This is a genomic window from Streptomyces ficellus, from assembly GCF_030406405.1.
GTDB classification, from domain to species: Bacteria; Actinomycetota; Actinomycetes; order Streptomycetales; family Streptomycetaceae; genus Streptomyces; species Streptomyces ficellus_B.
In genome coordinates this window covers 26,146-39,593 of the sequence record NZ_JAUEPL010000010.1, presented here as the reverse complement: position 1 = coordinate 39,593, position 13,448 = coordinate 26,146, and the positions used below count along the sequence as shown (strand labels likewise).

The window sequence follows — 13,448 nt, the reverse complement described above, 5'->3', positions numbered from 1 at the left end:
GACTTGACATCTCTTATATAGAGCACGGCAGACTAGTTGACAAGACGAGACTCAAGTCAGTGGGCTCCACGGCCTCCGAACAGGGCATTGTCGGCATAACGCCCTACGACGCACCATGGAGGCGGCAGGCCTCATGAGGCTCCATCGGGTGATGTGCCGTATGCCCCTCGCCGAGCGCCGAGCGCCTGTTCGCCGGGCGGCGAGCAGGGCCTGACGCCGGGCGGGCGGCCGTGGCGGTCAGCAGGTCAGCAGGTCAGCGTGGAGGCATGGCGATGGCGAAGGCTGTGGGTATCGATCTGGGGACGACGAACTCGGTGATCGCCGTGTACGAGGGCGGCCAGCCCCGCGTGATCACCAACGCCGAGGGCGGTCGCACCACACCCTCGGTGGTGGCGTTCACCGATACCGGCGAGCGGCTGGTCGGGCAGATGGCGCGCCGGCAGGCGGTGCTGAACCCCAAGGGCACGGTGTACTCGGCCAAGCGGTTCGTCGGCCGGCGCTTCAACGAGGTCCGTACGGAGGCCGAGCAGGTCTCGTACGAAGTCGTGCCCGGCCCCGAGGACGCGGCACGCTTCTCGGTGCGGGGCAAGTCGTACGCCCCGGAGGAGATCTCCGCCGCGGTGCTGCGCAAGCTGGTGGACGATGCCGCCAAGCAGCTCGGCGAGAAGATCACCCAAGCGGTGATCACGGTTCCGGCGTACTTCAATGACGCGCAGCGGCAGGCGACCAAGGACGCGGGGCGTATCGCGGGCCTTGAGGTCCTGCGGATCATCAACGAGCCGACCGCGGCGGCCCTGGCGTATGGGCTGGACAAGCAGAAGCACGAGACGGTGCTGGTCTTCGACCTGGGCGGTGGCACCTTCGACGTCAGCATCCTGGACGTGGGCGACGGCGTGGTCGAGGTGCGTTCGACCGCCGGTGACACCCACCTGGGCGGTGACGACTTCGACCGGCGCCTGGTCGACCACCTGGCGGAACAGTTCGAGCGCGAGAACGGGATCGATCTGCGCCGCGACCCGCAGGCGCTCCAGCGGCTGTACGAAGCGGCGGAGAAGGCGAAGGTCGAGCTGTCCGCGACGGCGCAGACGCAGATCAACCTGCCCTTCGTCACCGCCGACGCCTCCGGGCCGAAGCACCTCACGACCACCGTGACGCGGGCGACGTTCGAGCAGCTCACGGCCGACCTGGTCGAGCGGTGCATGGGTCCGGTGCGGCAGGCGATGGCGGACGGCAAGGTGACGGCGGACGACCTGGACGAGGTGATCCTCGTCGGCGGTTCGACCCGTATCCCTGCGGTGCAGGCGCTGGTGCGGCGGCTGACCGGCGGCAAGGACCCGAACATGTCGGTCAACCCGGACGAGGTCGTGGCGCTGGGCGCGGCGGTCCAGGCGGCGGTGCTCCAGGGCGAGGTCAAGGACGTCCTGCTGCTGGATGTCACCCCGCTGTCGCTGGGTGTGGAGACGCTCGGCGGTCTGATGACCAAGCTGATCGAGCGCAACACCACCATCCCCACCCGGCGCAGCGAGGTGTTCACCACAGCGGAGGACAACCAGCCCGCCGTGGACGTGGTCGTCCTCCAGGGCGAGCGCGAACGCGCCGCGGACAACCGGGTCCTGGGCCGCGTCCGGCTGGAGAACATCCGTCCGGCGCCCCGTGGCGTGCCGCAGATCGAGGTGACGTTCGACATCGACGCCAACGGCATCCTGAACGTGTCCGCGAAGGACAAGGACACCGGTGCCGAGCAGAGCATCACCGTCTCCGGCAGCGGCACCCTGGACGAGTCCGAGGTCCAGAAGATGGTCGAGGAGGCCGAGCGCAACCGCGCCGAGGACGCCCGTATCCGCGAGCAGGTCGAGGCGCGCAACGAGCTCGACAGCGCCGCCTACCAGGTGGAGCGGCGGCTGGGCGAGCTCGGCGACGCCGTCCCCGTACACGAGAAGGCACGGGCCGAGCAGCTCGTCGCCGACGCGCGCCAGGCCGTCAAGGAAGAGGCCCCGCTGGACCGTGTGCGGTCCCTGACGGGAGACCTCCAGCAGGTCCTCCACGGGCTGGCGGCCGCGGGCGCCGGTGGTGCCGGTGGTGCCGGTGGTGCCGGTGGCGTCGGTGGCGGTGCGGCCGGGCCGGGGCCTCAGGGCGGACCGGGCGGCGGACCGGCGGGGGCCGGCGGCGGGGACGACGTGATCGACGCCGACTTCAGGCCCGAGTGACCGCCCCGTGAGGACGACCCGGCCTTACGACGAGTGGGACGAGTGGACTGCGGGGTGATGGACCATGAAGGACCAGGCGCGAGAGCCCGAGCGAGCGGTACAGGACACGGCGGCTGACGGCACGGCCGTACAGGACACGGCGGTGGAGGACACGGCGGTGCAGGACACGGCCGCTCGGGACGCCGCGGTACAGGACACGGCGGCTGACGGCGCGGCCGTACGGGACACGGCGGCTGACCGGGCCGGGGAGCACAGCCCGCGACCGGGCCAGGGAGCCGCCACGTACGGCGACGTGCATCAGCGGCCCGGCGAGGGCGCCCGGGCCGGGGCCTCTCCCGGTGGCGCGCCCGCGCTGCCGGAGCTGGACGTCGAGGAGCTGCGGGACCGCTGGCAGCGTGCGGTGGCGGAGATGGAGAACCTCCGCAAGCGCTACGAGCGGCAGTTGGAGGAGGTACGCCGCACCGAGCGCGACCGCGTCACCGCCGCGTGGCTGCCGGTGGTGGACCACCTGGAGCTCGCGCTCCAGCACGCCGCGGCCGATCCGAAGGCGATCGTCGCGGGCGTGGAGGCGGTGTGCCAGCAGGCGTACGCCGTACTGGCGCACCTCGGCTACCGGCGGATCGCCGACCTCGGGGAGCCCTTCGACCCGGCCCGGCACGAGGCCGCGCAGGTGCGCGAGGAGCCGGCGGCGGCGCCGGGCAGCGTCGTCCAGGTGCTGCGCCCGGGGTACGGCAGCGACAGCGGGCTGCTGCGCCCGGCGGTCGTGTCGGTGGCGGCCAAGCCGGACGAGTGAGGGGCGAGTTGGGAAGGACCACGACAGGGATCGGTGGAGTAGTCGATGGCGACGACGAACCGTGACTACTACGACGTACTCGGCGTGTCCCGGAACGCCAGTACGGAGGAGATCCAGCGCGCGTACCGCGGCCTGGCCCGCCGCTGGCACCCCGACCTGAACAAGGACCCGGGGGCCGAGGAGCGGTTCAAGGAGATCAGCGAGGCGTACGAGGTGCTCTCCGACCCCGAGAACCGCAAGCGCTACGACCGGTACGGCCATGCGTGGCAGCAGGTCCGCGAGGACGCGTCCGCAGGGCCCGGGGGCCCCTTCGGGGCGGGTGGCGGCCAACGGGTGTACGTCAACACCGGCGGCGGCCCGGGCTTCGGGTCCGGGTTCGGCACCGGGTTCGGCGGGGGCGACCTCGGCGGTGACCGCGGCGGTGATCTCGGCGGCGGCTTCGGCGGCATGGACGTCGAGGACCTGCTCAGCGGCCTCTTCGGCGGCGCGGGCGGCCGCGTGGGCGGCCGGGCGGGCGGCCGGGCGGGGCCGGGGGGCTTCGGGCGGATGCCGGGGGCCGACCAGGAGGCCGAGATCACGCTCGGCGTGGAGGACGCGTACGCCGGCGGCCGGCGCCGCATCACGCTCAACACGGCGGCGGGGCCCCGGAGTTATGAGGTGAACATCCCGGCCGGCGTCACCGACGGGCAGCGCATCCGGCTGGCCGGGCAGGGCGGTTCGGGCAGCGGTGGCGGCCCGGCCGGCGATCTGTACCTGAACGTGCGGCTGGCTCCCCACCCGCGCTACCGGGTCGACGGGCGGGACATCACCGTCGACCTCCCGGTCACCCCGTGGGAGGCCGCCCTCGGCGCCTCGGTCCCCGTCGAGACCCCCGGCGGAACCGCCAGGGTGGATCTGCCGCCCGGCTCCTCCAGCGGCCGCAAGCTGCGGCTGCGCGGGCGCGGCATGCCCAACCCGCGCGGAGGGGCCGGTGACCTCTACGCCGAGGTGAAGATCATGGTGCCCGCCGGCCTGACGCCCACCGAGCGGGACCTGTTCGAGCGCCTGGCCAAGGAATCCCGATTCGACCCCCGGAACCCCAGCGGAAGGGGATGAGCACACGTGGCGCAGAACCCGAGCCGCTACCCACTCGCCCGCGTGACCGCCACGTACGGCGCGTACGGCACGTACAGCGCGCATGGCACGCACGGCACGCACGGCACGTACGGCATGTACCGGGCCGGCGTCCCGCTGGACGAGTTCGCCGCCGCCACCGGCCTGCACCCCGAGCTGGTGCGCCGCTACGTCACGCTGGGCCTCCTGGAGCCCGACACCGACCCGGCCGGCCGGCTGTGGTTCGGCACCGCGCAGCTGGCGCGGGTGGCGCGCATCCACCGGCTGCGTACGGGCCTGGGGCTGAACTACGCCGCCCTCGGCGTCGTACTCGACCTGCTGGACCGTATCGAGGAACTCGAAGCCGCCCTCGCCCGGCGAGGCAGCAGCACCGGTAGGAGGTGAACCCCCGTGGACATGAACCGGCTGACCCAGAAGTCCCAGGAGGCGCTTCAGGACGCCCAGACCAAGGCGTTGCGCTTCGGCCACGTCGAGGTCGACGGGGAGCACCTCCTGCTGGCCCTGCTCGACCAGAGCGACGGGCTGATCCCCCGGCTGCTCGCCTCCGCCGGCGCCGACCCGGACCAGACCCGCGCCGCCGTGGAGGCCGCGCTGGGCCGCCGCCCGCGCGTGTCCGGTCCGGGAGCGGGGCCCGGGCAGGTGTACGTCACGCAGCGGTTGTCCCGGCTGCTGGACGCCGCCGAGCAGGAGGCCAAGCGGCTCAAGGACGAGTACGTCTCCGTGGAGCACCTGCTGCTGGCCCTCATCGAGGAGGGCTCCGGCAGCCAGGCCGGGCGCATCCTGCACGAACAGGGCCTGAACCGGGAGAAGTTCCTCGCCGCGCTCACCGCCATACGCGGCAACCAGCGGGTGACCTCCGCCATGCCCGAGGTCACCTACGAGGCGCTGGAGAAGTACGGCCGCGACCTCGTCGCCGAGGCCCGCGCCGGCAAGCTCGATCCGGTCATCGGGCGGGACACCGAGATCCGCCGCGTGGTGCAGATCCTGTCGCGCAAGACGAAGAACAACCCGGTCCTGATCGGTGACCCGGGTGTGGGCAAGACGGCCATCGCCGAAGGGCTCGCGCAGCGCATCGCGCACGGCGACGTGCCCGAGGGCCTGCGCGACAAGACGGTCTTCGCGCTCGACATGGGCTCGCTGGTCGCGGGCGCCAAGTACCGGGGCGAGTTCGAGGAACGGCTCAAGGCCGTCCTGCACGAGGTCACGGCGGCGCAGGGCCGCATCCTGCTGTTCGTGGACGAGATGCACACCGTGGTCGGCGCCGGGGCGGCGGAAGGGGCCATGGACGCCGGGAACATGCTCAAGCCGCTGCTCGCCCGCGGCGAGTTGCACATGATCGGCGCCACCACCCTGGACGAGTACCGCAAGCACGTCGAGAAGGACGCCGCGCTCGAACGCCGCTTCCAGCCCGTCCTGATCGACGAGCCGAGCGAGGAGGACGCCGTCTCCATCCTGCGCGGCCTGCGCGAACGCCTGGAGATCTTCCACGGTGTGAAGATCCAGGACAGCGCGCTCGTCGCGGCGGTCACGCTCTCCCACCGCTACATCTCCGACCGGTTCCTGCCCGACAAGGCCATCGACCTCGTCGACGAGGCGTGCGCCATGCTGCGCACCGAGATCGACTCGATGCCCGCCGAGCTGGACGAACTCACCCGGCGCGTACGCCGCCTGGAGATCGAGGAGGCGGCCCTCGCCAAGGAGGACGACCCCGCCAGCCATGCCCGCCTGGGCGAGCTGCGCAAGGAGCTGGCCGACGCCCGAGCCGAGGCCGACGCGCTGCGCGCCCAGTGGGAGGCCGAGCGCCAGGCACTGCGCAAGGTACAGACGCTGCGCGAGGAGCTCGAACACGTACGGTACGAGGCCGAGGAGGCCGAGCGGTCCTATGACCTCAACCGCGCCGCCGAGCTGCGCCACGGGCGGCTGCCGGAGCTGGAGCGGCGCCTGACGGCGGAGGAGGAGCAGCTCGCGACCAAGCAGGGCGCACGCCGGCTGCTGCGCGAGGTCGTCACGGAGGACGAGATCGCCTCCATCGTGGCCCGCTGGACCGGCATTCCCGTCAGCCGGCTGCTGGAGGGCGAGCGGCAGAAGCTGCTGCGGCTGGACGAGATCCTCCACGAGCGGGTCATCGGCCAGGACGAGGCCGTGCAATTGGTGGCGGACGCCGTCATCCGCGCCCGCTCCGGGGTCAAGGACCCGCGCCGGCCCATCGGGTCGTTCCTGTTCCTCGGCCCCACCGGCGTCGGCAAGACGGAGCTGGCCCGCACGCTGGCGGCCGCGCTGTTCGACACCGAGGACAACATGGTCCGCCTCGACATGAGCGAGTACCAGGAACGGCACACCGTCAGCCGCCTGGTCGGCGCCCCGCCCGGCTACGTCGGCTACGAGGAGGGCGGCCAGCTCACCGAGGCGGTGCGCCGCAAGCCGTACTCCGTGGTGCTGCTGGACGAGGTCGAGAAGGCCCACGCCGATGTCTTCAACACCCTGCTCCAGCTGCTGGACGACGGCCGCCTCACCGACGCCCAGGGCCACACCGTCGACTTCCGCAACACCGTCGTGGTGATGACCAGCAACATCGGCTCGCAGTACCTGCTGGAGGGCGTCACCCCGGACGGTGAGGTCAAGGAGGAGGCGCGGGCCGCGGTCATGGCCGAACTGCGCGCCCACTTCCGGCCGGAGTTCCTCAACCGCGTCGATGACGTGGTGCTGTTCAAGCCGCTGACGCTGCCCGAGATCGAGCGGGTCGTGGACCTGCTCACCGAGGACCTGCGCCACCGGCTCGCCGACCGCCGCCTGGACCTGAAGCTGACCGAAGCGGCCCGCCGCCACATCGCCGCCGAGGGCTTCGACCCGGTGTACGGCGCCCGGCCACTGCGCCGCTTCATCCAGCGCGAGGTCGAGACGCGGATCGGGCGCGCCCTGCTGGCGGGGGAGATCGCGGACGGCTCGGTCGTCACGGTCGACGCCGAGGGCGATCACCTTGTCATCGGTACGACTCCGCCCGGGGAACCCGGGGAACCCGGGGTCCCCGGGGAACCCGGGGAACCCGGGGACCCCGGGCATCCCGGGCACCCCGGGGAACAACCTTGAACACATCGGACATGAGCTGTATGAACAGTAGATAGCCGCGGCGTTTGCGATGTGCCGACGCGGAGGTGGGACCAGTGGCGGCACGCGGGCAGGAGAACCCCTACACGGTGCTCGGAGTGGCACCGACGGCTTCGGACGCCCAGATCAGGGCGGCCTTCCGGAGGCTGGTCCGGGCCCTGCACCCGGACACCACCGCCGGTGAGCCCGTGGCCGGTGACCAACTGGACCGTGTGGTCGCCGCGTACGAGACGCTGCGCGATCCTCAGCGGCGGACGGCGTACGACGACAGCCGGCGGGCGCAGCCGGCAAGCCCTGCGCCGCCACGGCGCACGGTACGGGTGGACCGGCGCGCGACCGATCGCACGGCCGATCGCCCGGCCGATCGCGCGGCCGATCGCCCCAGGATCGTGGTGGTCCTCGGCCTCCGTCCGTACCGGGCCGCACCAGAGGCTCCCCTGCGAGCGGGTCCGGTACGGGTGGAACGGTGGCGCCGCTGAGCGCCGCGGGGCTCACTCACGGAGGTGTCGCGACGATGGCCCGAGTGGTCGTGGACGGCACAGACATCGTCGTCCGTCTGTCTTGGTGGGAGAAGCTGGCCGCACGCCGCCGCAACGTGCGCGTTCCGGTCTCCGCGCTGCGCCGGGCGCGGATCGAGCCCGACTGGTGGCGGGCGCTGCGGGGTCGGTGCGGCAAGGGTTTCTGGAGCCCGGCGCGGCTGTGCGTGGGCACCTGGCGCCTCCCCGACGGCACGGAGGACTTCGTGGCCGTACGGGCGGACGGGCCGGTGCTCTGCGTCGAGCTGCGCCACTGGGCACCGTTCGGCCGCCTCGCCGTCTCCGTACCCGACCCGAAGGAGGCGGTACGGGTGCTGCGGCCGCTGGAGCGGTGACCCTGCTGACCGTGTGCGGAGTGCGGCGCGCGTACGGACGCGAGACGCTGGAAGTGTGACCGACCACCACCTTGGCGCCCCGATCGTCGTCTCCGGCGTCGTGCCCGGCGACCCGCCGTTCCGCGTCGTCCAGATCCACGGGAACCCGGTCGGGATCGCGCGCGACATGCTGGACGTGGTCCGGCTCGCGCACCAGGCGGGGCTGACGCATGTGGACCTGGACGATCCGGCGCTGGTGAGGTGGGTGGGCGGCGGCAAGTACCGCTGGACGCCCTGACCGCGACCGCGACCGCGAGGCGCTTCACCGAAGCCCTGGCGCGCCCCAGACGGGGAACCACCGCTCCAGCTCCGGCTCGATCCGCAGATCGTCCTTGAGCAGCGCCCTGACCTGCAGCTCCACGGCACTGTCCCGTTTCTCGGCGCGTCCCGGGAGCGGCGCGAACGGATAGAACGTGCCCCGCTTGTAGAGGTAGACCAGCGCCAGCGCCCGGTGCTCCCCCTCCGCCCCCTCCTGCCCCTCGACCGCGTGGAAACCGGTCAATGAGCAGAGCAGCTGCGGGCCGAACCCGGCGTCCTGGAGGAGCGTGTTGACCGCGTGCAGGTCGTTGACCAGCGACACGATGTCGTCGGGAGGGTGGCGTACGAGGAGCCAGGTGTAGCCGTACGCGTCCTGGCTGAACTCGACCGGTACGCCGCCCCGGCCGGTGTCCGCGTCGAGCAGCTCACGTACGTCCCGCTGGAGCCGCGCGAAGGCGCCGCCCTCGACGCTGGCGAAGCACACCGAGCCGAGGCCGGTCGGCGCGAACCCGGCGCCCGCCTGGAGCGTGATCGCGGCGGCGGGCAGGGCGAAGAGCTGGTCGAGATCGGGCCGGACCGGCCGACTGCGGCCGAGGATGATGTCGAGAAGACCCACGGCACGAACCTCCGTCCCCGCCTTACGAAATCACCGGCTTACCGGCTTACCGGCTTACCGGCTTACCGGCTTACGGGCGGCCGAGCTGCGCCGAGATCCGGCCCAGCTGGTCGAGGCGCTGCTCCAGCGTCGGGTGCGAGGAGAACAGCCTGCTCAGGCTCTCCTTGGAGGAGAACGCGGGCGCGAACCAGAAGGCGTTGAACGGCTCCGCCTTGCGCAGGTCCCGCGTCGGGATCCTCGCCATCTGGCCGGTCACCTTGGTCAGCGCGGAGGCGAGCGCGGAGGGGCGGCCGGTCAGCAGGGCGGCGGCGCGGTCGGCGGAGAGCTCGCGGTAGCGGGAGAGCAGCCGGGTGAGCAGGAAGCTGATCACGTACACCACGGCACTGACCAGCGGGATCACCAGCATCGCGATGGCGGTGTTGCTGTCGCGGCTGTTGCCGGGCCGGCCGAAGCCGCCCCATAGCGCGATCCGCGTCATCGTGCCCGCGAGTACCCCCAGGAACGACGCGATGGTCATCACCGCGACATCGCGATGCGCCACGTGCGACAGCTCGTGCGCGAGAACCCCCTCCAGTTCCTCCGGCTCCAGACGCCGCAGCAGCCCGGTGGTGGCGCACACCATGGCACTCTTCTGGTTACGCCCGGTGGCGAAAGCGTTCGGTACGTCGCTCTCGGCGATCGCCACGCGCGGCTTGGGCATATCGGCGAGCGCGCAGATCCGGTCGACGGCACCGTGCAGCTCCGGCTGCTGCTCGGGCGTGACCTCCCGGGCCCCCATGCTGAACGCGGCGATCCGGTCACTGAACCAGAACTGCACCACGAACAGCCCACCCGCGATCGCCACGATGACCGGCCACGAATCCCGCAGCGTGGCCAGCAGGACCCCGACGAACACGACGTACAACAGCCCGATCAGGAACATCGTCGTCACCATGCGCGCGGTGAGCCCCCGATCGGGTACGTAACGCGAACCCTTCCCTGCCATCTGGTCACCTTCCGAACAGAGGCTGTGCTCTCCCTTCAGTCTGCGCCGTTGCCGCGATTTCCAGCCATTCCAGCCATTCCAGCCATTCCGGTTCCTCGGGTTCCTCGGGTGAGCGATTCCCGCCCGGGGCGGACGACGGTCAGCGCAGGACGAGCAGGACGGCCAGTGCGATGAGCAGTGAGTCGATGCGGTCCAGCAGGCCGCCGGAGCCGGGGAGCCAGCGGCCGGCGTCCTTTGCCCGCGCCCCTCTTTTGATCATGGATTCGAGCAGGTCGCCGGCCGGGCCGCCGACCGCGACGGCCACCGCCATCGGCCAGCTCAGCGCGGAGAGCAGGGCGAGCACGCCGAGGCCGGCCGCGGCCCCGGCCAGGGTCCCGCTCCACCGCTTGGCCGGTGACAGTGGCGACAGCCGCGGACCGCCGAGTCCTCGACCGGCGAAGTACGCCACGATGTCGGCGATCGAGACCGCCACGAACAGCGCGAGCGCGCTCGCCCCGAGCGGCACCAGCGCGGCCAGCACACTCAGCCAGGCCAGCCCGAGCACGCCGGCGCCGAGCCGGTGCAGGCCGTGGTCGGTGTCGCCGGCCAGGAGCGGCACCGCGGCCACCGCGAGCGCCCCGACCGCGACCGCCCTAAGCTCCTGCCCGGGCGCCAGCCAGGCGGCCAGCACGACGCCTGCCACCGCCGCTGCCAGCACCACCCGGTCGGCCCGGCCCAGCCGCATCAGCCCGCCGAACTCCATCGCGGCGATCACCCCGACCACTACGGCGATGGCCGCGGCGCCCGGGCGGCCCCACCAGAACGCACCGGTGACCAGGGGCACTCCGATCGCCCAGGCGCACCACCGGGTCAGCAGCTCGCGGCGCCGGGACGCCGCCACCGCAACGCCACCCACCGCCAGCGCCCCGCCGAGGTAGGGCGCCAGGGACGCCACGGTGATCACCGGGCGGCGCCGGCGGCGGGAACACCCTCAGGCACCGGTACGAGCGGGGCCGACCGCGGCCGCAGTACGTCCAGGGCGGCCCGGAAGGCGGCCACGATGCGCGCGTTCTCGGCGGTGTCCTTGACCGCGATGCGTACCGTGCGCCCCTGGTACGCCGACGACAGTGGCGACAGGTCACGCAGGTACACATCGTGGCGGCGGCACTCGTTCACCACGTCCGCGGCACTCGGCCCGCCGGACGGCAGGGTCACGGTGAGGAAGTTCGCCACGGCCTCCTCGACCACCACGGCCTCGTCCAGCCCGGCCAGGTCCGCGGCCAGGTGGCGGCGCAGCGCGTGGGTGCGCAGCCAGCAGTCGCTGTAGTACGCCGGGTCGCGCAGGGCTGCCACCGCGGCCAGTTGCGCCGGGAGGCTGACCGGCCAGGGCGGCGTCCACCGGCGCAGCCGGGCGGCGGTGGTCGGCTCGGCCACCAGGTAGGCGGCCCGCATGCCGGACAGCGCGTACATCTTGGACAGTGAGCTGCAGACCACTACCCGCGGGTCCGACGCGGCGAGGCCGGCGAGCGACTCGGTCAGGTCGGCATAGCCGAGGTATGCCTCGTCGATCCACCAGCGGGTGCGGGCGGGCGCCGCGGCGATCACCGAGCGCAACTCCGCGGCCGGCGCGTGGCGTCCGGTCGGGTTGTTGGGGTTGACGACCACCACGAGGTCGTAGCGGCCGGACCCGACGGCAGCGGACAGCCGCGCCGGATCGATCCGCCAGCCGTCCTCGCGGCGCAACCGGAACCGGTCCACCCGGCACCCGATCACCCTCTCCGTGACGTGGGCGTACTCGCCGTAGCCCGGGTCCATCAGAAGCACCCTGCTCTGCGGGGTCAGCCACTGGCCGAACGCCCTGAAGATCAAGTCGGATGAGCCGGCGCCGACCGCGAGGGCCTCCGCCGGAAGCGCCCGGGTCTCGGCGATTTCCGCCAGCAGGCCCTCGGCCCCGGTCGGCGGCGAGGTCCGGGCGGCCCAGGCCGGATCTTCCGCGAGCGCCGCCCGCACCCCGGGGGCCGGCGGGAACCAGGCGTCCAGCACGTCGGCCGCAACCACCTCACGGCGCCGGTGCAGGCTGCGGAAGTCCGTGCCGATGGCGGTGAACGAAGCGCCGCCGTGCTCGCAGCCGTCCGGCCGGGGTGCGAACGGCACGTCCAGCCGCCAGTCCACTTCCGACCGCAGACGCTCCAGCGTGGTGCGGTAGCGCTCCATCGTGACCTTCGTCAGCTCGGTCACGCTGCCGGTCAGCACCTCGAACGTCAACGCACCGCTGTGGACGGTACGGCCCACCGGGCGCAGGCCGGCGGCCCGGTACATGGCGAGCAGCTCGGTGCGCCCCATCGCCACCACCCGGCGCCCGCCCCGGGAGGCGATCCAGCGCAACGCCGCGTACATCAGCAGCGGCGCCGCCGCGGAGGACCGCCAGCGCGGCTCAACGGTGAGGATGCGCACCTCGAACAGATCGCCCTCGCTCAGCAGCGGCAGCTCGTCACGGGTCAGGTACTTGTCCAGCGCGTACCGCCCCAACCAGGGCGGAGTCAGGCTGACGAAGCCGATCCGGGTGGCGCCTCGCGCCACGACCAGGTAGACGTTGTCGCCGTCCAGCCCGTCACGGAGCCGGCCGCCCGGATCCGGCGCATGCTGGCCCAGCTCCTGTGCGTACACCCGGTGACGCAGTTCGTGGATCCACTCACGATCCTCCGCAGTGGCAGTGCGCAGCTGCAGGTCACGGCCCATAAGCACCTCTCTCGACGCGGGTGGTGAAGCCGTCCCATCGTGCGGAACGCGCGGCGGGCGCGGCAGGGCCGAGCGACGCAGTCAACTCACGTACGCGTACTCAGGCGCAGCCGTCCCCGGCGTGCTGCGTCCACGAAGGGTCAGTGGCAGCTGGCTCATCCTGTGCCATCCGATGCCCGTCGCCTCAGTCGTCCGTCGCCTCGCTCTGATCCGTCAATGCTCGTCGGCCGTCAGGCCGAGGTGTTCGCGCATGGCGGCGTACTTCCGGGTCAGCCGGCGCGCGGTTGGCTCGTCGAGGGCGGAGAGCCGCTGGGGGTCGGCGTTGTGGGCGAGGTCCGCCGCTTTGACGAGACGGGCTCCGGGGACGGCGAGGATGCGCCGTGCGTAGGCTTCGGGTTCCTCGCCGGGGCGCTTGGTCAGGGCGCGTACGACGTCCTTCGTCCGCTGGGTGAGCGCCGCCTCGTCGAGCCAGCGTTCGCTGAGCGCGCCGTCCTCGATGGCGTCGTGCAGCCAGGCGGCGGCGATCAGCTCGTCGCTTCCGCCCCGGGCGCGCACGCCCTCGGCGACGGCTTGCAGGTGCTCGGTGTAGGGGCGCCCCGCCTTGTCCCGCTGTGCGGCGTGCGCGGCGCGTGCGATGGCCTCGACCTCGGCCAGGGTCATCGGCTGCTCCCCCTGCGTCATACGTGCTCCCCCCTTGCTCTGCCTCCGCAACATAGGGCATGGGCGGGCGGTGGGTACACCCA

13 protein-coding genes are annotated in these 13,448 nt (G+C 72.4%); 8 read left to right on the top strand and 5 right to left on the bottom strand.

The annotated features are described in order from the left end of the window. Nucleotides 1-272: 272 nt before the first annotated feature. The 8 genes from dnaK (at nt 273) to QWM81_RS09740 (ending at nt 8,366) form a co-directional block, all read left to right on the top strand. Nucleotides 273-2,207 carry a molecular chaperone DnaK gene (gene dnaK / locus QWM81_RS09775; protein WP_290111380.1) on the top strand — a complete coding sequence of 645 codons (1,935 nt, stop codon included), beginning with the start codon at nt 273-275 and terminating at the stop codon, nt 2,205-2,207. Between the two features lie 64 nt (nt 2,208-2,271). Further along, on the top strand, nt 2,272-3,000 hold the full coding sequence (locus QWM81_RS09770) for a nucleotide exchange factor GrpE (protein WP_290111379.1): 729 nt from the start codon (nt 2,272-2,274) through the stop codon (nt 2,998-3,000). 45 nt (nt 3,001-3,045) lie between these two features. After that, a complete protein-coding gene (locus tag QWM81_RS09765) occupies nt 3,046-4,095 on the top strand; it encodes a DnaJ C-terminal domain-containing protein (protein WP_290111377.1) in 1,050 nt (349 codons plus the stop codon). A gap of 6 nt (nt 4,096-4,101) precedes the next feature. Continuing rightward, complete coding sequence (locus QWM81_RS09760; RefSeq protein ID WP_290111376.1) at nt 4,102-4,497, top strand: chaperone modulator CbpM; 396 nt, start codon at nt 4,102-4,104, stop codon at nt 4,495-4,497. Between the two features lie 6 nt (nt 4,498-4,503). Continuing rightward, nucleotides 4,504-7,200 (top strand): ATP-dependent chaperone ClpB, encoded by a 2,697-nt coding sequence (clpB, locus tag QWM81_RS09755; RefSeq protein WP_290111374.1) that lies wholly within the window; start codon nt 4,504-4,506, stop codon nt 7,198-7,200. Nucleotides 7,201-7,274: 74 nt separating this feature from the next. Continuing rightward, complete coding sequence (locus QWM81_RS09750; RefSeq protein WP_290111373.1) at nt 7,275-7,697, top strand: J domain-containing protein; 423 nt, start codon at nt 7,275-7,277, stop codon at nt 7,695-7,697. A gap of 35 nt (nt 7,698-7,732) precedes the next feature. Next, on the top strand, nt 7,733-8,089 hold the full coding sequence (locus QWM81_RS09745; protein WP_290111372.1) for a hypothetical protein: 357 nt from the start codon (nt 7,733-7,735) through the stop codon (nt 8,087-8,089). A 55-nt stretch (nt 8,090-8,144) separates the two neighbouring features. Further along, nucleotides 8,145-8,366: a hypothetical protein gene (locus QWM81_RS09740; protein ID WP_290111371.1), complete on the top strand. Its 222-nt coding sequence runs from the start codon at nt 8,145-8,147 to the stop codon at nt 8,364-8,366. Between the two features lie 24 nt (nt 8,367-8,390). On the opposite strand, the gene pspAB is transcribed toward QWM81_RS09740, so the two are convergent. From pspAB to QWM81_RS09715, 5 genes are all read right to left on the bottom strand, one after another. Next, nucleotides 8,391-9,002: a PspA-associated protein PspAB gene (gene pspAB, locus QWM81_RS09735; RefSeq protein ID WP_290111370.1), complete on the bottom strand. Its 612-nt coding sequence runs from the start codon at nt 9,000-9,002 to the stop codon at nt 8,391-8,393. Nucleotides 9,003-9,072: 70 nt separating this feature from the next. Then, nucleotides 9,073-9,987 (bottom strand): zinc metalloprotease HtpX, encoded by a 915-nt coding sequence (gene htpX, locus QWM81_RS09730; RefSeq protein WP_290111369.1) that lies wholly within the window; start codon nt 9,985-9,987, stop codon nt 9,073-9,075. 139 nt (nt 9,988-10,126) lie between these two features. Then, entirely contained in the window at nt 10,127-10,930 is an 804-nt protein-coding gene (locus QWM81_RS09725) for a phosphatidate cytidylyltransferase (RefSeq protein WP_290111368.1), read from the bottom strand. After that, entirely contained in the window at nt 10,927-12,705 is a 1,779-nt protein-coding gene (locus QWM81_RS09720; RefSeq protein WP_290111367.1) for a histidinol-phosphate aminotransferase family protein, read from the bottom strand. Before QWM81_RS09720 ends, QWM81_RS09725 begins: the two co-directional genes overlap by 4 nt. A 213-nt stretch (nt 12,706-12,918) precedes the next feature. Further along, nucleotides 12,919-13,386 carry an HD domain-containing protein gene (locus tag QWM81_RS09715; RefSeq protein WP_290111366.1) on the bottom strand — a complete coding sequence of 156 codons (468 nt, stop codon included), beginning with the start codon at nt 13,384-13,386 and terminating at the stop codon, nt 12,919-12,921. Nucleotides 13,387-13,448 lie beyond the last annotated feature (62 nt).